This is a genomic window from Parasphingomonas puruogangriensis (assembly GCF_036663635.1).
Taxonomy (GTDB): Bacteria; Pseudomonadota; Alphaproteobacteria; order Sphingomonadales; family Sphingomonadaceae; genus Sphingomonas.
The window spans coordinates 1-16,948 of record NZ_JAXOJI010000001.1 but is presented as its reverse complement, the minus strand read 5'-3'; the positions used below and the strand labels follow the sequence as shown (position 1 = coordinate 16,948).

Sequence of the window (16,948 nt, the reverse complement as noted above, 5' to 3'; positions counted from 1 at the left end):
GAAAAGCCCTCGGTGCGCCGCGCACCGGGGGCTTTTTCATGCAACCAATCGCGCGCTGCGGCGCTGACCGGGCATAGCCAGGAGAAAGCATATGACACTCAAGAAAGGCGACGCGGTCAGCTGGAAGTCGCACGGCGGCACCGCGCATGGCACGGTCGAGAAGAAACAGACCAGCCCGACCGAGATCAAGGGCCATAAGGTCGCCGCGTCGAAGGACAATCCGGAATACATTGTAAGGAGTGACAATGGCGGCAAGGCAGCGCACAAGGAGGGGGCGCTGAAAAAGGCGTGAACCGATGTCGGCTTGAACGGCACATCAGGAAGGACAATTTATGGCGAAGACTCCCACGGCTCCGAAGAAGGCAGCAGCCCCGAAAAAGGACGCCGCCGTCAAGGACGCGGCCCCCAAGACCGGCGGCATCCACGCCCCCGTGCAGCCGTCGCCCGAGCTCGGCGAGATCGTCGGCAACGACAAGCTGCCGCGCAGCGAAGTGATCAGCAAGGTCTGGGTCTATATCAAGAAGCATGAGCTCCAGAATCCGGAGAACAAGCGCGAGATCCTGGCCGACGAAAAGCTCAAGAAGGTGTTCGGTCGCGACAAGTGCACGATGTTCGAGATGAACAAGTACATCTCGCAGCACGTCAAGGCCTGAGCCTGTCCCGCACGGGGGCGCCGTCTGCATGGGCTGAGGCCGATGATGGATGGTGCCCCCGGCGAGATTCGAACACGCGGCCTACGGTTTAGGAAACCGTTGCTCTATCCGGCTGAGCTACGGGGGCACTGGCAGTTTTCCTAGATTTCTGCGGCTCTCGGGTCAATGACCAACACGCGAAACACGCGGAGAACTACGGTTTGTGTTGGCACAATGGGGGGCACAGTCTGTTCCCCTTGCGTACACGCCCTCCCATGCGTCCTGCCTCGTGCGCTGCGCTGGACCGCGTCGAGCGACGCTGCGATACCGCCTGAACAATGAAACGACGCGGTGGCACAAATTGTGGCACACGCCGGACGCTGAGTGTAGGCCCCGCCCTGCTTCGAATAGTAGCACGCGGGAAAACCCTAATCGAGCTAATCGGCGCCGTTTTCTGCGGGTTTCCGGCCAACCGTAACCCCAATTTATGTATAATCGAATTAGGTAAAACTAAACAATCTCAAGTTGCCGAAAAGTCTTTTGTTTTCAATAGGATTGGCGCTTGCCTGGATTTGGATTGGCGGAAATTGGGGTTAGGAGGTAATCAGAAAATGCATTGATAACATGGGTTTACGCACAATTTTTACGCGGGTTAGCTCGATTGGGGTTTTCCCGGTTGCCCTACCCAGCATAGCGCCACGCACCTTGAAACATGTCGTGTCGACCGACATCCGAGCAGTTCGCCGCCGGCTTCCGGCGGCCTGCCAACGTGCTTCCTGCCGTTTCGATCGGACAAGGAATCTGTTGACAGAGCCACCCCCAACGGTGGCAAAGATCACAACGACGAAAAATGAGAAAATGAGCATGTTATTCAAACCCGCCGCGGGCCATCATGCGATCGACCGTTGTTCGGTTGTAATTGGGTTTGCTCAACCAGTTGACCCTGAGACGTTTTCCTTGATTGTTTCGCAAGCGGGCAAAATCGCGGCCGCGAATGAGTTGCCCGGAAGTGCGCTCGGCGGAGCTGCCCAGGGCGTGTTTACCAGTTTGGGTCAAGCGATACCGCAGATGATCCCTCAAGCCGTCTTTCAACGGTTTGCACCCGACGGCAACGTCGATGCTCAACTGGTACTCACGGACCGGTCTATCACCTACACGCTGCGCGAATACAACGGGTGGCCGGCGTTATTAAAGTATCTTGGAAGGACGGTACTAGAAATTCTGCCTAGCTACTTGGGCATTATTCCCGCCATCTCTAATGTGACGCTTCAGTATGAAGATCGATTCGTAGCGGTTGGGGATATGAGGCCGTCTGCCGGGGAGGTATTCGTCCCCAATTCAAAATGGTTGTCGGCTCACGATCGGACTACGGAGCAGGAATGGCACTCCCACTTCGGGATATTCTTGCCGGTAAATGATCATCATCGCCAACTGGTCAACGTGAATGCCGGGGTGGCAGATGCTCCCGCTGGTGAGGGGGCGGCGTCCACGCGACACGTAACTCTCATGCTCATGGTCGCCCAACAGTTCGACATTCCGGGACAGCCTCCGTTGGTCGTAGACCCGGCCGACGCAGCTGCAGCGGTAAGAGAGCTTCTTGATGGTGCCCATTGTCGCCACAAGCAGCTTCTTAAAGAAGTGCTCGCTAAGGACTATCTTACCGTTATCGGTATCGTAGAGGAACATGATGTCCAGCACTGAAGCGTATGACGCGCCCACCAGGGCTGCGGAGTTTGGGATCGAGCGAAAGCCTGCTCGAACGATAGCGGCTCGCGCTTTGAAAGCGTTCCTGTCGGCTCCAGCTTTGTCCCCAACCGATACGATCCCAAAATCGTCATTCGCGCCCGCCGCAACCTATTGCCGACCCGCACCGGTCTCGCCGACCGAACGACAAATTGAAAGGCTCTGTTCAGTTCGTAAAGCCGGCCCTGGTTGGGCGGGCAGAGGCTCGGTTGCGCCGAACAGTGAAACTCTCGATGCGGCCGTCGCGTTATTGCGGAAGATGAACTATGCGCCTTGGCCAGTGCCAATGGCCAGCGTCAGCGCTGATGGCAATGCCGGCCTCTTCTGGTCCGATGACAAAATATATGCAGATGTGGAGTTTCTGAGCGGGGATCGAATTGGCTATCTGATTGAGGTTAATGGCCAACCAACTATAAACTCGGAAGACGACATTCCTGCCCTAGGCCTACCAGCACCATTGGCACGAGCCCTGGCGTCGGCGTACTTGGCGAATCGTAGCTAGCTTGTTGCCGACGTGCGCAGCGCTATTCAGCGACCCTGATCTCGAGGGCGCTGCCTTGCAAGAGGCGGTGCACAGCCACTTTCCAAATGGCGAGTGTGAAAACTGTCAAGTTAGTAGCTACTCATATGGAAGTGTCGATGACGGCGAGATCTTAACCAGGTTGATCGTGCACCCGATCCACTATGATCCTAATACTCGACAAGTAACGCCATTGGCGTTCAATGACGCGGTGTCGATTGACCTATCGGTTTTCCGAGAGGGCCTCGCTAGCGACGCCGAAATTCAGCTGGCTATTGATCAAATACAGTCGATCGGGCAGCTCAAAGGGAAAGAGCGGACCATCCCGATTGTTATGCAGGCACAGACGTCAGATGTCCGGAAGCTATGTTTTCCAGATAGCTCACGGAGAATGTGTAACGTCTACGATACTGCCGAGCCCGATAAACCCGCACACGCATCGGTGTTCACACCTTCCGAAGCTCGCGCCGAGTCTAGTAAGGGCCGGCTTATCCGTCGCGCCTTGCTTGAATTGTTCTCAAAAATGCAGAAGACTGCAGACCAGTACCGCTCGTTGCATTATTAACGCGGGAAAATTCTCTTAGTTTGTTTGCTAACAGGGGGGATCGCGCGGAGTGGATTTTGCCCGCTTCGGCGGAGCACCGCGGTTCCGCCACCCAATGGACTGAGGCTTTAACGTGCGTCATTTTGCGTCTCTCGAAATGACCGCAGCAGCGCTACCCGTCCCCTGCGCGCAGAGGGCATACAAAACGGCTTAGCAGGTGCGTCAAAAGAGACACGGAAAGTGCGCGGGCGAGGCGGGGGGCTCAGCGCGCCTGCTGGGGTCGCAGGTCGATCCGGAGCCCGTCGTGGCCCGTCCGAGGCCTCTGAGGGCACGTCCGATGTCGCTGAGGGTTTGGCCGGCCCATCTAGTCGTTTGGACTGTGTCCGATGCCGCAATATTCTGTCCCGTCAGCGCGCCACGGTTACGCCAGCGACTACCTGACCCGCATGTTCCTGCTATGTTCTATCGATACTGGCGAGTCGCGAGCGCTGGTTACAATGGAGAAAACGATGGACAATGATCCCAACCAGCCGCGCTACCATGCGAAGACCGAGGCGTTCGGCCGCTGGCTGCTCGCGCAAAAGGATCGTGGCGACTGGATAGACGACCTCGCCGCTGCTGCTCGCAGCGATCGCACCTTCCCGAAGGACGGTGACCCCGAGGCCGCGCGCAAGCATCTTCGCGCGCAACAGGCAGATGGCGATACTTTCCAAGCGATCGACGACGCGGAGACAGAGTGGCAGGCTAATACATGAACGTGAACGTGATGCGCCCCAATCTGGCGCCGCCCGCGCACCTTGAGCTCAGCCTAGCGGTCGTTGGTCTGGACTTCCCGAATGCCGACAAGAGCAATCGTCGGTTCGAAATGGCGCTGTGCAAAGCTGGAGACGGGGTCCATCTGCATCTCGAGCCGAAGAATAAGGCTGATGAGCGCGCGGTGTCCGTATTCAGCGAGCGCGGCATTCAGCTCGGCTATGTGACGGCCGAGCGCTGCGGCATGATTGGCGCCAAGCTGGCGGCTGGCGAAGAGTACGTGGCGATCTTTCAGGAGGTGCAGCCCTATGCGGCGATTGTCCGGGTCCGGTTCGGCCAAGGCCGGCCCACCCTGCCCGCGCCTCGCGCCGTAGCGGCCGCCAACGAAGATTTCTTTGCCGATCCGGACGGACCCCAATGGGGCGCATGACCGCGGCGATGCGCCGGACGATGGCTACCCCGCGAGTTTTCCCCCCAACCGAAACGACGGTCTACCGGGTGATCAGTGCCAATCAGGTTCGCGGGCCTTGGCGCGAAACCGGCGCTGAGGCGAAGGAAGACGCCATTAGGCGGGGCTTGGCGTCTTGGGATGAAGATCGTCGCGAACATTATCTTGCCGTACCGGTCTCGATCCAGCGCCGGACGGTCCCGATCGACGCGCGAGCAGCTTAGGCCACCCGCGCGTCGCGATCAAAAGTTGCGGATGATCAGCTCGCCGACCCTGCGGGCCGGGCCGCTGCCGACGGTGTACGTAGTTGCGGCCTCGTCCAGGTTGAACGCCGCGAACACTTCGCGCGCGCCGGGCGTATCATTGATCGACAGCACGAACTTGCCGGCGATCGCGCCGAGCTGGTCGGCCAGCCGCGCGAAGTCGTCGCGACCGAATACGTCCTGGCCATAGTCCGTCTCGCAGCCCCAATAGGGCGGATCGAGATAGAACAGCATGCCGGCGCGATCGTAGCGCCGGATGAAGTCGGCATAGCCCAGCTGCTCGATCACGACGCCGGCGAGACGTTCGTGGATATCCGCCAAGATCGGCTCGAGCTTGCTGACGTTGAAGCGGGCACCTTGCGTCTTGTCCACGCCGAAGTGGCGGCCGTTCACCTTCCCCCCGAACGCCAGGCGCTGGAGATAGAGGAACCGCACCGCGCGCTCGAGGTCTGTCAGGCTTTCGGGCGGCACCGCCTTCAGCCTCTCAAACTCGGCCCGGCTGGCAACGCGGAACCGCAGCATGTCGAGCATGTATGGGTAGTGGCGCTGCAGCACGCGGAAAAAGGTCGCGACGTCGCCCGACACGTCGTTGATGACTTCGACCTTCGGCCGCGATCGCCGGCGCAGGAAGATGCCGCCCATGCCGACGAAGGGCTCGGCATAGCCGTCATGGTCGACGCCTTCGATCATCGCGACCAGGCGGGAGGCCAGATTGCGCTTGCCGCCAATATAGCCCGCAGCCGGTGCGACGGGACGAACGAAATTAAGGGTGTTCATGTTGGAAAATCTCGCCTTGTAGAGACCCGCCCCGGCGTCGCCGGGGTGCGGGATGGCCGATTGGCCGATCTGTCATGGCGAGCTGATCCTCGTCGGTTTGCCGGCTGCAACCGGCATCCCCCGCCCGGCCGAGGCCGGACGTGAAGCCTATGCCGCGCGCGCGGCGCGTTCCTCGAATGCCACGGCCTCGAAGCCGAACTCTTCGTTCACGTCGAGGAATGCGGCCTGCAGCGGTTCGATCTCGAGCTCGAAAAAGCCGTCGATCGCCTGCAGCGGATTGCCGAAGCCGCTCGATCCCTGCGACGGGATGATGCCGAGCAGCTGTGGCGGCACGCGGTGCGCGGCGAGGACGTCGTCGCGCGTCGCGTTCTTAATCCCGATGAACTCATCCTTCGCCCCGACCTCGGCGATCGGCAGGATCTTGAGCGAGCCATCCTTTCCGTTCGGCGCGTGGACGAACAGGTTGCGGAAGTTGCCCGGCCCCTTGCTGGCCTTAAGCGCGGCCTTGAGCGCATCGGTATCGTTCGTGTCGATATCGCCGGTGGCATAGAGGATATACCCGGCATGACTGCCGTTGAGGTAGTAGCGCCGACGGAACAGCGTCGCGGCCTCATTAAGCAGAGCCGCCTGCAGCGCACTAAGATATTCGGGAACGCCGTACAGCTCCTGATTGACGTCGGGCTGCCCGATCTGGACGATGCTGCCTGGGCGAAACTCTTCCGCGCGTTCGAACGCCGTCGTGAAGAAATACTGGCCGGGCTGCAGGCCGCGGCGCGTATACTTCGCCATCGCATGGTCGAGGCGCAGCACGCCGCCCAGGACGTTGTACCGCGCCTCGAGATAGCCGGTGCCGAACACCAAATAATCCTGCACCACCGCGCCGAACGCCTTTCGGCTTAGCCAGGCCGTCGGTTTGAACGACCTGGTCAGCAGGTTGCGCTTGAGCATGATCGCCGAGCTGTGATGCGGCGACACGCGGAAGGCGCGCGCCAGCCCGTCAAGCGAGATGGGCGGCTCGTACCAGCGGCCGTTATGGACGCATTCGAACAGATCCATGATCTCGCGGCGATTGAGCACCGGCTCGGGATCCCCGAAGCTGAATGCTTGCATGCTTTGCGCATTATCGTTCGACGCGACGATCGCGCCAGGCGACGCCACAGCGGTTTCAGCGCGCGACATCGCGCGCGCCCTGCTACCACGCTTGCTCATTCGAAGATCTCCATGGTGGTCTTGGGGCGTTCGCGCCCGTCGAGTGGCTCGTTGATGAAAATGTGCATCGCCGCCCAGGCCAAGTCGGCATGGCCGGTCTCGCCCGATCGACTGGCCTTGAAGGTGACCGCGCGGCCGCTGGTGGTGAGCGTCTTTTTGATCGACAGGAACGACGATTGCAGGTCGATCCAGCCGCTATCGAACTCGAGGCGCTGGCGGCTGATCGTGTGCTGCGCCTTCATGACCATGCTGGTCTTGGCCTCGACCGAATATTCGATCTTCACGACATTGCGCATCCGGTCGCGCAGCAACTGGTAGACCGCAGCGCCCACGCCGTTGGCATCGATGCCGAGATAGGTGCAGTTGTACCGCTCGAGGATCTGCATAATCGCACTTGCCTGCGCCTCGAAGTCGAGGCCGCGGAACTGGTGACGCTCGAGCAGCCGGAACTTGCCGTCCGGCCCGCCTGGCGGCAGCGCGATGATCAGCGCTGCGTTATCGCCGTCTTCGCTGTCCTGCGGATCGTATCCCGCCCACACCTCGCGCCGGCCGACCGGCTGCTTGGCGATGGGGTTGAAGAACTCCCACTCCGACATCGTGTCGACGCCGCAGCGCTGCAGCTCGTTGAACTTGAACGCCGACAGGCTGTCATCGACGAACTGGCACATGAGCAGGTTGGCGAATTCGTCGGGCGCATATTCGATGCGCAGCTCGTCGACGTTGAACAGGTCGCAGCCGAGCGCCGCGGCATCCTCGATCGTAACGATCTGGCGCCAGACGTTGTCCTCACATAGCCGCCCGTTCTTGAGCGAGTCGTGCGAGACATCGATCTCGATCCGGTCGGCCTTCTTCACCCGTCGGTTGCGGCGCTCGCCGGTCCAATAGGGGTGCGCTTGGTGCGCGACGCTCGACGGCGTCGAGAAGTAGGTCCGACGCCACTTCTTGTGCATCGCCATGCCGCTGGCGACCTTGTTCAACTCCTCGAAGCCGTAGACCCAGAAGAATTCGTCGAAGTAGAAATTGCCGTGATAGCCCTGCGCCGTGCGCGCATTGGTGCCGAGGAAGATCAGTTCGGCGGCGGGCTCGCCCTCGGGGATCAGGTCCGAGGTCAGCACGATCGGATCGCCCTGCAGCTTGACGCCGACCCGCGCCGCAAATTGGACGATGTAATTGCGGAAAATGTGCGCCTGTGACTTCGACGCCGACAGGAATATCTGGTTGCCGCCCCCGGTGAGCGCGTCGATCAGCGCCTCACGCGCGAAATACCAGGTCGCGCCGATCTGGCGCGATTTCAGGATCATGCGTGTGCGCTGATCTTTGGCGTCCCACCACGTCCGCTGATAGCCGAACTGCTCGGCCTCGAAGATCTCGATCAGGCGATCGACCTGCTCTTCGGTGAAGTGGTTCTTGACCGATTTCTTGCGCTCGCCGGCGTTCCGGTTGCTGACCTTGTCGTTAAGGTCGCCCTCATGCCCGCCCGGCGCTTCGTATCGCCGGATCCGCGCACCGGCGACCACCTGGCGCATCAGCAGGTCGATCTCTTTGAAGTCGCCGCCCGTCTTCTGATCCTTGGCGATCAGCTGGTTGATGCGGCACTCGAGCGCGTCCTCGATCTTCGAAAGCGACGGTGCCTTGTCCCATTCGTCGCGGTCTTTCCACGATTGGACGGTCGACCGCGCGAGGCCCAGCTCGCCGGCGATCTGTGTCACGCCCCAGCCCGCCCAATACAGGCGACGCGCCTGCCGGCACGCGTCGACCGGGATCGGCATCGTGGAGGCGGGCAACGGCATGCCGGTATCGGGCGGGAGCAGATCCATCGGCCGCGAACCTAGCCACGCCACTGTCCCGGGGCCGACCGCCCGCTCTTGTAGAAACCGTTTCTACAAGAGCACCCGCTTGAGAAGTTAGGCCTCTTAGGTGCCTTTTCGCCCGGTCAACCGCGCCAGCCGCCACCATTTCGACCGAGGACCAGTATCGCCATGGCCAAGAGCAAGTTCTTCCGCGCTTTCGTCGCAGGTGCCACGATCAGCGACGGTCGCGTCATCACCGACGACATGATCGGCCAGGTCGTATCGACGTTCAACGCCGAGACCTATAGCCCGCGGATCAATATCGAGCACTTGTCGGGCTTCAGTCCCGAGCCTCCCTTCAATGGCTATGGCGACGTGATCGCGGTCAAGGCGCAGTCCGACGACTTCACCATCGACGGCAAGACCGAAAAGCGCATGGCGCTGTATTGCCAGGTCGAAGCGAACGATCAGCTGGTCGCGCTGGCCGCGGCAGATCAGAAGCCGTTCCCGTCGGTCGAGTTGACCCCGAGCTATGCCGGCACCGACAAGATCGGGCTGATCGGGCTCGCCTTCACCGATACGCCGGCGTCGATCGGCACCCAGCGCCTGCAGTTTTCGCGCACCGCGCCGGGCACCGTGTTTGCCGCGTCGCCGGATGCCGTGACGCTCGAGTTCGATGTTGCGCCGGCGGCTGCGGCCGAAAGCGCAATCGCCGGCTTCTTCTCTGCGCTCACCGCCAAGTTCACGGGCGCCGCGACCGAGAAGCCCAAGGAAGAGCCAAAGGCCAAGGCCGCGAACGACAATTTCGACGTTGCGGCCTTCGCCGCGGCGATGGGTGACACCGTTTCGAAGGCGATCACCGCGGGCGTAAAACCTGCGCTCGACGCAGCCGCAGCATCCGATGCGCGATTCACCGCGCTCGAGGCCAAGCTCGCCAAGACCGAGGCCCCCGGCTTCAGCCGCACGCCGGCGTCGGGCGGGGATGGCGAACCCGAAACCGACTGCTGATCCAGATCAGCACCCCCCGCCCTTTCGATCCATCCAGGAGCCGCCCCCCATGCTGAATTCCACCCGCCTGAAGTTCGATGCCTACACCGTCAAGATCGGCAAGCTGAACGGCGTCATCGATCCGAGCCGCTCGTTCACCGTCGCTCCGGCCGTCGCACAGACCCTGCGCGCGAAGATCCAGTCGAGCAGCGACTTCCTGAGCAAGATCAATATCATTCCAGTGGTGGCGCAGGAAGGCGACAAGGTCGGCGTTGGCGTGAAGGGCACGATTGCCAGCCGCACCAACACCAAGATCCACGACCGCCAGCCGCGTTACCCCGGTGATCTGGACGAGACGCGCTACCGCTGCGAGAAGACCGACTTCGATACGCTGATCCGGTACGAGACGCTCGACGCCTGGGCACACCAGCCGAACTTCCAGGTGCTGATCCGCGACGCGATCGTGAAGGCCAAGGCGCTCGACATCATTACGATCGGCTTCAACGGCACGCACGTCGCCGTCGAAACCGACGCGGACGCCTATCCGCTCCTGCAGGACGTCAACATCGGCTGGCTGCAGCACCTGCGCAACGACGCGCCCGAACGCGTGCTGGCCGAAGGCGAACTGACGCCGGCGATCCGCAACGGCCAGGGCGTCGTCACCACGCCGGGTAAGATTTATATCGGCGCCGGCGAAGTTGGCGAGGAAGTCGATTTCGTCAACGTCGACGCCTTGGTCTACGACGCCATCGAGCTGCTCGACGAAAATTATCGCGAGGATACCGACCTGGTCGTGATCGTTGGCCGCGACCTGGTCCACGACAAGTATTTCTCGATCGTCAACGCCTCGGGCGACACGGCAACCGAGCAGCTTGCCCGCGACGTCCTGCTTTCCGACAAGAAGCTGGGTGGCCTGCAGGCCGTTCGCGTGCCGAAGTTCCCGAAGAACGCCATGCTGATCACCACCCTCGCGAACCTGTCGGTTTACGAGCAGATCAGCTCCGAGCGCCGCAAGATCGAGGACAACGCAAAGCGCGACCAGATCGAAAACTACGAGAGCGTCAACCAGGCGTACGTGGTCGAGGACATGGGTAAGGCCGCGCTGGTCGAGAACATCGTCATGGGCAAGAAGCCGGCCGCCTGATCGGCCCGCTTCCGCCCCCTCCCCTAGTCCGCCCTCACTTCGTCTGGATCCGCAATGAGCCTCGCTCGCAAGCACCGGGAACGCACCCTGGCCGCACAAGCCGCGGCATCCGTCGACGTCGAGGGCGGGCTTTCCCTCAACAATGCCGGCGCGCCTATCGCACGGACGCCCGTCAATCGTGCCGAAGCGCAGATGACCCTGCGGCTTCGGCATGATCTGCAACGCCTGAAGCAGATCCAGTCGATCGAGAAGAAGATCGAAACGAAGCGCGAGATGCTGCCCGAATATTGGCCGTGGATCGACGGCCTGCTCGATGCGGCGCGCGCGAGCGGCGAAGGTGCCCAGGGCGAAGTGCTGCCAACCATCATGGTCTGGGCGATCGACACCAACGACTGGGCACGCGCAATCGAACTTGGCGATTATGTGCTGCAGCACGGCATCGCCATCCCCGCCCGTTACGAGCGCCAGGCCGCGACGCTGATCATCGAAGAAATCAGCGTCAATGCCATCGCGTCGCTCGAGAAGGGACAGCTCGTGCCGTCCGGGATCCTCGACCGGCTGGCCGAACTGGCGGCCGAGCACGACATGCCCGACCAAGTCCGCGCCAAGCTGCACAAGGCGATAGGGCTCGACTTCGCCGCAGTGATGGACCCGGCGCTCTATCCCGAAGCGACGGCAGAACATGTCGCAGCCGCGCGCGACCAAGCTATCACGCACTTCGCCCGCGCCGTCGCGTTGGATGCGCGCATCGGCCTGAAACAGAAACTCGAGAAGCTCCGCAAGGACGCCGCGACACCGGTCCCGGCCTCGTAACCAGCTCGCCCCCGGCGCTCGGGGCGGATCGCACAGCACGGGAGGGCCGCAAGGCTGAGGGCCGTCGCTGATCCGATCCCCACCCCGGGAACTCCCACTGCAGGAATCGCAATGCTCGCCGCCCTCGCCCAAGTCGCATCGCTGTTTGCCCTCGCGGCCGCGCTTTGCGTCGGGCTCCTGCTAATCGTGGCGGGCACCGTCATGCTGGCGATCGATCTCGGCGATCCTGCAGTCGACAAAGCGCGGATCGCGGTTGCCAGCGGCGCAAGCGCGCTCGGCCTGGCCCTGTTCATCACCGGCGCGTCGTCGCTCTGTCACTGGCTGATTATCACGTGAGCGGCTTTAACATCGGCACGCCGACCGTTCCGGCTGTCTCGGCTGAGCCGCTGATCGAGAACGACGGTTGGTTTCCCGCGGTCGATCCGGCCGATTTCCGCAAGCAGAACCGCGTCCGTGACATTGTAACGTTGGAGCGGCTGCGCGAAGCCGTCCTGGCAGCAATGATCGAGATCAATCTTGCGCTCGAGGGCTATCGCGCGGCGCAGATCGAGGCCGGCCACTTGATGCTCGCGGCCGTGCCGTCGCGCCAGTTCGGCGGAGAGAGCCGCAACGTCATCCTCTATCGCCGCGCGATCAGCGCGTCGGCCAAGGCCGACCTGGTCGAACACTATCGCGACATGGATACGACCGGCGCCGGGCAACGCCAGGTCGGCGAGCTGGATATCTCGGTCGGCGAGCTGCGCCGCGATGCGCTTCACGCCGTGCGCGACCTGCTCGGTCAAACCCGCACCAACGTCGAGCTGATCTGATGGCCGACACCCTTCACGCCCAACAGGGCGACACGCTCGACGCGCTGCTGTGGCGCGAGCGTCGCCTCGGCCCGGCCGCGCTGCCGATCGTCCTCGAGGCCAATCCGGGCCTTGCCCAGCTCGGTTCGGTGCTGCCGCTCTCCACGCCGGTCATCGTGCCGGACGCCGCCAGCGCCGCCCCGCGGACGCTCGACCTCGTACAGCTTTGGGATTGATCATGGACAAGCATACGATCCCAGATCTGATCGCCACGCTGATCGGCCTGCTCGCCGGCCTGTCGCCGGCTGCGCTCGGCGCTGCGGTTAGCCTAGCGTACGAAAAGGGCCTCACCTGGGGCGAACGCTTCGTGCAGTTCGCGGTCGGTACCGTTGTCAGCTTCTTCGCGTCCCGCGCGATCGGCGCGTTGGCCACGCTCGATCCCTTTGTGCTGCAAGGCATCAGCTTCACCCTCGGTATGATCGCTTTCAAGGCCGCGCCCAAATTCATAGGCAGCGCCGTCGACGCGGTCGGCGCCCTTCCCCGCGAAATTGGTGACCGCATAATCTCCTGGCTGCCCAAAAAGAAGGATGGACAATGACCTACGATCGGCCCCGGCTGCGTAGCGAGCTGACCCGTGACGAAGGCCTGCGCCTGCGGGTTTACCATTGCACCGCTGGCAAACTGACCATCGGCATCGGCCGCAACCTCGACGACGTCGGCATCCGGCCGCACGAAGCGAAGGCGCTCGGTATCACCAAGGCCGGTGCTATCGCGCGCGGCATCACGCGCGAGCAGGCCAACTACCTGTTCGATAGCGATATCGACACCATCGAGGCGCAGCTCGACCATGATTTGGCTTGGTGGCGCAAGCTCGACGGCGTGCGCCAACGCGTGCTGCTCAACATGACGTTCAATCTCGGCATCAAGGGCATGCTTGGCTTCCGCAACACGCTCGGCATGGTCCAGCGCGGCGATTACGTCGCCGCTGCGCGCGGCATGAAGGCATCGCGCTGGCACAGTCAGGTCGGCGATCGCGCCGTGCGTCTCGAGGCAATGATGGCGACCGGGAGGGACGCATGATCAAGAAGCTATTTTCGTTCGCAGCGCGTTGGATCGGTGAGCAGACCGGGTGGCTGGTATTGGTCGCGGTCGGCGCGGTCGGCGCGTTCCTCTATGTCCAGTTCGCCCAGGTCAGCGCCGATCGCGATGCCGCCCTGCACTCGGCCGAGGTAATCTGCGCCGGTGCCGGCGCCGACTTCGCGCCTTCGACAACGATCGAGAAGACCACGGACGGGAAGCCGGTCACGGTCAACCACGCGCGCGGCGCGATCTGTCAGCGCTACGTCGCCCAGCTCGCCGGCTTCAAGGCTGCCACGGTCGAGGAATCGGCCAAGACGCTCGCCGATGCGCTCGTTGCACATGACGCCAAGAACAACACCGACACCGCGGCTGCCCGACTGGCAGCGGAAACCGCGCGCGACGCGGCACTTAGGATGGAGCTGGCAGATGCCCAGGCTGAACGCACGAACATTGTCGATCATGAGTGGTTTGCTGCTGTCAACGGCGTTGCCGGGCTGCGCGCGCCAAGTGGAAGTGGAGGTCGCTAAGCCGGTGCCGGTGGCGATCGCCATCAAGGATACGCCCCCGGCCGAGTTGACCCGCTGCGCCGACCGACCTGCCGGCCTGCCCGAGGATCCCGCGCTGCTCGCGCAGATCCCCACGCCCGTTCGTGGCGGTATTATCCGCCTCGCTAAGTCGTTCGCAGTCAATGCCGCCCAGCTCGATCGCCTGATCAACTGGAATGCGCCGGGCAGCTGCGCGAAGGGAAAATAGCGTGATCAAGCCCGACGGCCTGCGACGGCTGCTGCTATCGACCGTCCCGAACCTGCGCGACAATCCCGAACGCCTCCTGATGTTCATCGATCAGGGGCGGCTGGCGGCGCGCGGCACGCGCAAGCTCGCGTTCGAATACCGCTATAAGCTCAACCTCGTCGTGCAGGATTACGCCGGCGCGATCGACGATATCATGGTGCCAATCCTCGCCTGGATTTCCCAATACCAGCCGGATCTGCTCGAGCGGGGCGAGCGGGAACCCTTCTCGTTTGATTCCGAGCTCATGGACGCCAACTCCGCAGACGTGTCGATCGACATCGAGTTGACCGAGGTCGTGCTCGTAGAGCGCAAGCCGGGCGGCGGCTTCGACGTCGTGCACGTGCCGGAACCCAGCCGGTGCGATGCATTCCCCGGCGTCGAAGAGACCGCAAATTTGTGGCAGCTGCTGTTGCGCGACGAAATTGAGCCGTCCGTCACCACGATTCCCGAATGAACGACGATCTGGCCGAGATCGAGGCTATCGCCGGCGCGCTGCTGCGCGGGCTCGGCTCGAGCGAGCGCCGCACGCTGCTGCGCCGCATTGCGCGCGACATTCAGAAAAGCCAGTCTGCGCGCATCGGGCGGCAGCAGGATCCCGATGGGCAGAAGTTCGCCGCGCGCCGCTCGAAGAAAGAAGAACGGCCGGGCAATCATACGGTCAAATTTCTGTACCCGCGCGGCGACAATGCCCGCCTCGTGCTCATGAAAAGCTGGGTGCACGACGGCCCGCTGCTCACCGGCTACGACATCGAGGCGGGCGGCATCCGCAGCTTCTTCTGGGATCAGGTCGATAAATGGTTGCCGGTCGACCCGGCCGAGCAGAACAAAGGCGCCGGTAAGTTTCGCCGCCAGGGCAGGATCCGCAACAAGGCGATGTTCCGCAAGCTGCGCCAGGCGCGCAACCTGCGCGCCGACGCGACCGATCGCGAGGCGTGGATCGGCTTCAGCGGCCGAGCCGCCGAGATCGCGAGCGTCCACCAAGAGGGTGGCCAGGACCGGCCAGCTGCGAAGGCCAAGCCTGTGCGCTATGCCCGGCGAACCCTGCTTGGCCTCACCAACAGCGAGCGCTCACGGATCCTCGACATGCTGTTCGAGCAGATAAGCAGCTAGCAGCACCAATAGCGGACCTTCTGCTAACGCCCAATTGCAGACATCGTTGCGCAGTGTCATCATGCCTTCATGACCTCCGCTACAAAAGTTGTTGGCACAGGCGCTGGGGCGGTTTGGTGTCTGCTTTTCGTTGTTATGCTCGCTCTGACTTTTGCCTTTGACCCCCCGGTGGGCCTTGTCACTATCGCGTTCGTCGTTGTGCCTGCCGTCGTGACGGCGGCCGCACTCTGGATCGCGTTCCATAGCAAGTTCAGAAAAGGAAATTTGGCGCTCGTGATTGAGGTTTTGATTTTTGGCGCTGGAGCGACGTGCTTGCTGATCGTCGCGGCAGCGAGCGGGGGTTAGTCGGTGTCCGCCGATCGGCAGCTATCCTTCAAGTCGCCACGATCAGCTGCACGCCTGACGGTCGGCACGCCCGAAAGCTGACCGGCAGCTATTGTTGGAGGAAAGCAGCCTGTCGGTAGCCGCCCGTCACTCGCCGGGTCTTGCCTATGACGGCGAAGGCTTTCGGTCGAGTTGCCGCGACCGCGGGGCTCTATGCCGAAGCGGCAAATTACGGTTCGGCCATCGGTAGTTTGATTACTGGAACGACTAAAAGCTGATAAAAGACACTCTTGTCGGGAAAATGGCAAATTCAATTGTCTCTAATCCCCGTTATGTTACCAGCCTTTTCCTGACGCGTTAACGCTCACGCTCAGGCGAAGAACGTTGCGGCCTGCGATAGGCCGTGGCTTGGTGTTCTCGGCTTTCTGTTGCACGGAACAGGTGAATAAGATGACAAAGAGTCTAGTTTATCTAGCAGCCCTAACCTCGGTTTGTTCGGCGGTTGCCTTCTTTGGGGTACTGGGGTCAGTCATCTATACTGCCGCTTATTTAAGCGCCGTGCTGGCAAGCTTTGCGTTTTTGGCCTGGTCTTTAATGCCCAGAAACCGCCATATCAGCGATAATAGCCCAGTATCGCTTGCGCAAGCTGGCTGTGCTGCCGTAGTAGTACTTGGACCGTTACAGCTCCCGGAAGACGTTAACGCGGTGGCAGTTGTCGTGACCGCAGCCGTCTTATCTGTTGCAGCTATTCGGCTTGGTCGCGGAGAGCCTACTGCTTCTAATGAGAATTAATCGACAACGACCGCGTCAGAGGTCGTTTGGGTTGGCCGCCGCTTCTTGATTGCGGACTTCCGATGTCAGGTCGAACGAGAGAGGCATAAGCCGACGGACCCAAAGCTCCTATGTGTGGACATTGACGGCTCTTCCGAAAATCGACAGCTTTGGCGGTATGAAGCGCCGCATTCTGATCGCTGTCCTTGTCATCCTGCTCGTTGGCATTTCAGCAGGTTGGGCTGGTCGCGGCTTCGTTGCAATCGACCGGTGTTTGGATCGCGGTGGCGCTTGGGACGCCGATATAGACGCTTGTAACATGCAAATCGGGAATGGCAGCTAACCACCGAGGCTGTGTGAGAACGGTGGTCGAGCAGCGCTGATAGCGGCGCGTGCTAGCGCGGGGCGCTCAGGCCTGCATCGCAGCGATTAGCCCCGGCACGCCGACCAGAGCGATGGC

General features: G+C 62.1%; 21 protein-coding genes and 1 tRNA gene. 17 read left to right on the top strand and 5 right to left on the bottom strand.

Translation table 11 applies throughout. The annotated features are described in order from the left end of the window. The first annotated feature begins 91 nt into the window (after positions 1–91). Positions 92–292 carry a hypervirulence associated TUDOR domain-containing protein gene (locus U1739_RS00110; RefSeq protein WP_332702754.1) on the top strand — a complete coding sequence of 67 codons (201 nt, stop codon included), beginning with the start codon at positions 92–94 and terminating at the stop codon, positions 290–292. 40 nt (positions 293–332) lie between these two features. Then, on the top strand, positions 333–653 hold the full coding sequence (locus U1739_RS00105; protein WP_332702751.1) for an SWIB/MDM2 domain-containing protein: 321 nt from the start codon (positions 333–335) through the stop codon (positions 651–653). Between the two features lie 50 nt (positions 654–703). Here U1739_RS00105 and U1739_RS00100 read toward each other — a convergent pair. Further along, positions 704–780, bottom strand: a tRNA-Arg gene (locus U1739_RS00100). A 677-nt stretch (positions 781–1,457) separates the two neighbouring features. Between U1739_RS00100 and U1739_RS00095 the strand changes: the two genes are divergently transcribed. From U1739_RS00095 to U1739_RS00085, 3 genes are all read left to right on the top strand, one after another. Continuing rightward, positions 1,458–2,333 (top strand): hypothetical protein, encoded by an 876-nt coding sequence (locus U1739_RS00095; protein WP_332702748.1) that lies wholly within the window; start codon positions 1,458–1,460, stop codon positions 2,331–2,333. 1,615 nt (positions 2,334–3,948) lie between these two features. Then, positions 3,949–4,194, top strand: coding sequence for a YozE family protein (locus U1739_RS00090; RefSeq protein WP_332702745.1), 246 nt, complete (start codon positions 3,949–3,951; stop codon positions 4,192–4,194). Next, the gene (locus U1739_RS00085) at positions 4,191–4,622 is read left to right on the top strand and encodes an HIRAN domain-containing protein (RefSeq protein ID WP_332702742.1); all 432 of its coding nucleotides are present in this window, start codon (positions 4,191–4,193) and stop codon (positions 4,620–4,622) included. Before U1739_RS00090 ends, U1739_RS00085 begins: the two co-directional genes overlap by 4 nt. A 260-nt stretch (positions 4,623–4,882) precedes the next feature. Here the strand turns inward: U1739_RS00085 and U1739_RS00080 are convergent, their stop codons facing one another. The 3 genes from U1739_RS00080 to U1739_RS00070 form a co-directional block, all read right to left on the bottom strand. Beyond that, the gene (locus U1739_RS00080) at positions 4,883–5,680 is read right to left on the bottom strand and encodes a DNA adenine methylase (RefSeq protein WP_332702739.1); all 798 of its coding nucleotides are present in this window, start codon (positions 5,678–5,680) and stop codon (positions 4,883–4,885) included. Between the two features lie 147 nt (positions 5,681–5,827). Beyond that, a complete protein-coding gene (locus U1739_RS00075; RefSeq protein ID WP_332702736.1) occupies positions 5,828–6,889 on the bottom strand; it encodes a phage portal protein in 1,062 nt (353 codons plus the stop codon). Beyond that, positions 6,886–8,706 (bottom strand): terminase large subunit domain-containing protein, encoded by a 1,821-nt coding sequence (locus U1739_RS00070; RefSeq protein WP_443025474.1) that lies wholly within the window; start codon positions 8,704–8,706, stop codon positions 6,886–6,888. The genes U1739_RS00075 and U1739_RS00070 overlap by 4 nt, the downstream gene beginning before the upstream one ends. A 162-nt stretch (positions 8,707–8,868) precedes the next feature. On the opposite strand from U1739_RS00070, the gene U1739_RS00065 reads away from it, so the two are divergent. The 12 genes from U1739_RS00065 to U1739_RS00010 all read left to right on the top strand — a co-directional run bounded on the left by U1739_RS00065 (position 8,869) and on the right by U1739_RS00010 (position 15,393). Further along, positions 8,869–9,687, top strand: a complete 819-nt coding sequence (locus tag U1739_RS00065; RefSeq protein WP_332702733.1) for a GPO family capsid scaffolding protein — start codon at positions 8,869–8,871, stop codon at positions 9,685–9,687. 49 nt (positions 9,688–9,736) lie between these two features. Further along, a complete protein-coding gene (locus U1739_RS00060; protein ID WP_332702730.1) occupies positions 9,737–10,810 on the top strand; it encodes a phage major capsid protein, P2 family in 1,074 nt (357 codons plus the stop codon). Positions 10,811–10,864: 54 nt separating this feature from the next. Next, on the top strand, positions 10,865–11,623 hold the full coding sequence (gpM, locus tag U1739_RS00055; protein ID WP_332702727.1) for a phage terminase small subunit: 759 nt from the start codon (positions 10,865–10,867) through the stop codon (positions 11,621–11,623). A gap of 111 nt (positions 11,624–11,734) precedes the next feature. Next, the gene (locus tag U1739_RS00050; protein WP_332702724.1) at positions 11,735–11,959 is read left to right on the top strand and encodes a hypothetical protein; all 225 of its coding nucleotides are present in this window, start codon (positions 11,735–11,737) and stop codon (positions 11,957–11,959) included. Continuing rightward, on the top strand, positions 11,956–12,432 hold the full coding sequence (locus U1739_RS00045; RefSeq protein ID WP_332702721.1) for a head completion/stabilization protein: 477 nt from the start codon (positions 11,956–11,958) through the stop codon (positions 12,430–12,432). The genes U1739_RS00050 and U1739_RS00045 overlap by 4 nt, the downstream gene beginning before the upstream one ends. Next, the gene (locus U1739_RS00040; protein ID WP_332702718.1) at positions 12,432–12,647 is read left to right on the top strand and encodes a tail protein X; all 216 of its coding nucleotides are present in this window, start codon (positions 12,432–12,434) and stop codon (positions 12,645–12,647) included. The genes U1739_RS00045 and U1739_RS00040 overlap by 1 nt, the downstream gene beginning before the upstream one ends. A 2-nt stretch (positions 12,648–12,649) precedes the next feature. Beyond that, positions 12,650–13,009: a hypothetical protein gene (locus U1739_RS00035; protein ID WP_332704793.1), complete on the top strand. Its 360-nt coding sequence runs from the start codon at positions 12,650–12,652 to the stop codon at positions 13,007–13,009. Next, on the top strand, positions 13,006–13,491 hold the full coding sequence (locus U1739_RS00030; RefSeq protein ID WP_332702716.1) for a glycoside hydrolase family protein: 486 nt from the start codon (positions 13,006–13,008) through the stop codon (positions 13,489–13,491). The genes U1739_RS00035 and U1739_RS00030 overlap by 4 nt, the downstream gene beginning before the upstream one ends. Then, on the top strand, positions 13,488–14,018 hold the full coding sequence (locus U1739_RS00025; RefSeq protein WP_332702713.1) for a hypothetical protein: 531 nt from the start codon (positions 13,488–13,490) through the stop codon (positions 14,016–14,018). The genes U1739_RS00030 and U1739_RS00025 overlap by 4 nt, the downstream gene beginning before the upstream one ends. 10 nt (positions 14,019–14,028) lie before the next feature. After that, the gene (locus U1739_RS00020) at positions 14,029–14,244 is read left to right on the top strand and encodes a hypothetical protein (RefSeq protein ID WP_332702710.1); all 216 of its coding nucleotides are present in this window, start codon (positions 14,029–14,031) and stop codon (positions 14,242–14,244) included. A gap of 1 nt (position 14,245) precedes the next feature. Next, positions 14,246–14,737, top strand: a complete 492-nt coding sequence (locus tag U1739_RS00015) for a phage tail protein (RefSeq protein ID WP_332702707.1) — start codon at positions 14,246–14,248, stop codon at positions 14,735–14,737. Then, on the top strand, positions 14,734–15,393 hold the full coding sequence (locus U1739_RS00010; protein WP_332702704.1) for a phage virion morphogenesis protein: 660 nt from the start codon (positions 14,734–14,736) through the stop codon (positions 15,391–15,393). Before U1739_RS00015 ends, U1739_RS00010 begins: the two co-directional genes overlap by 4 nt. Here the strand turns inward: U1739_RS00010 and U1739_RS00005 are convergent. Further along, positions 15,352–15,636 carry a hypothetical protein gene (locus U1739_RS00005; RefSeq protein ID WP_332702701.1) on the bottom strand — a complete coding sequence of 95 codons (285 nt, stop codon included), beginning with the start codon at positions 15,634–15,636 and terminating at the stop codon, positions 15,352–15,354. The genes U1739_RS00010 and U1739_RS00005 overlap by 42 nt on opposite strands. Positions 15,637–16,948 lie beyond the last annotated feature (1,312 nt).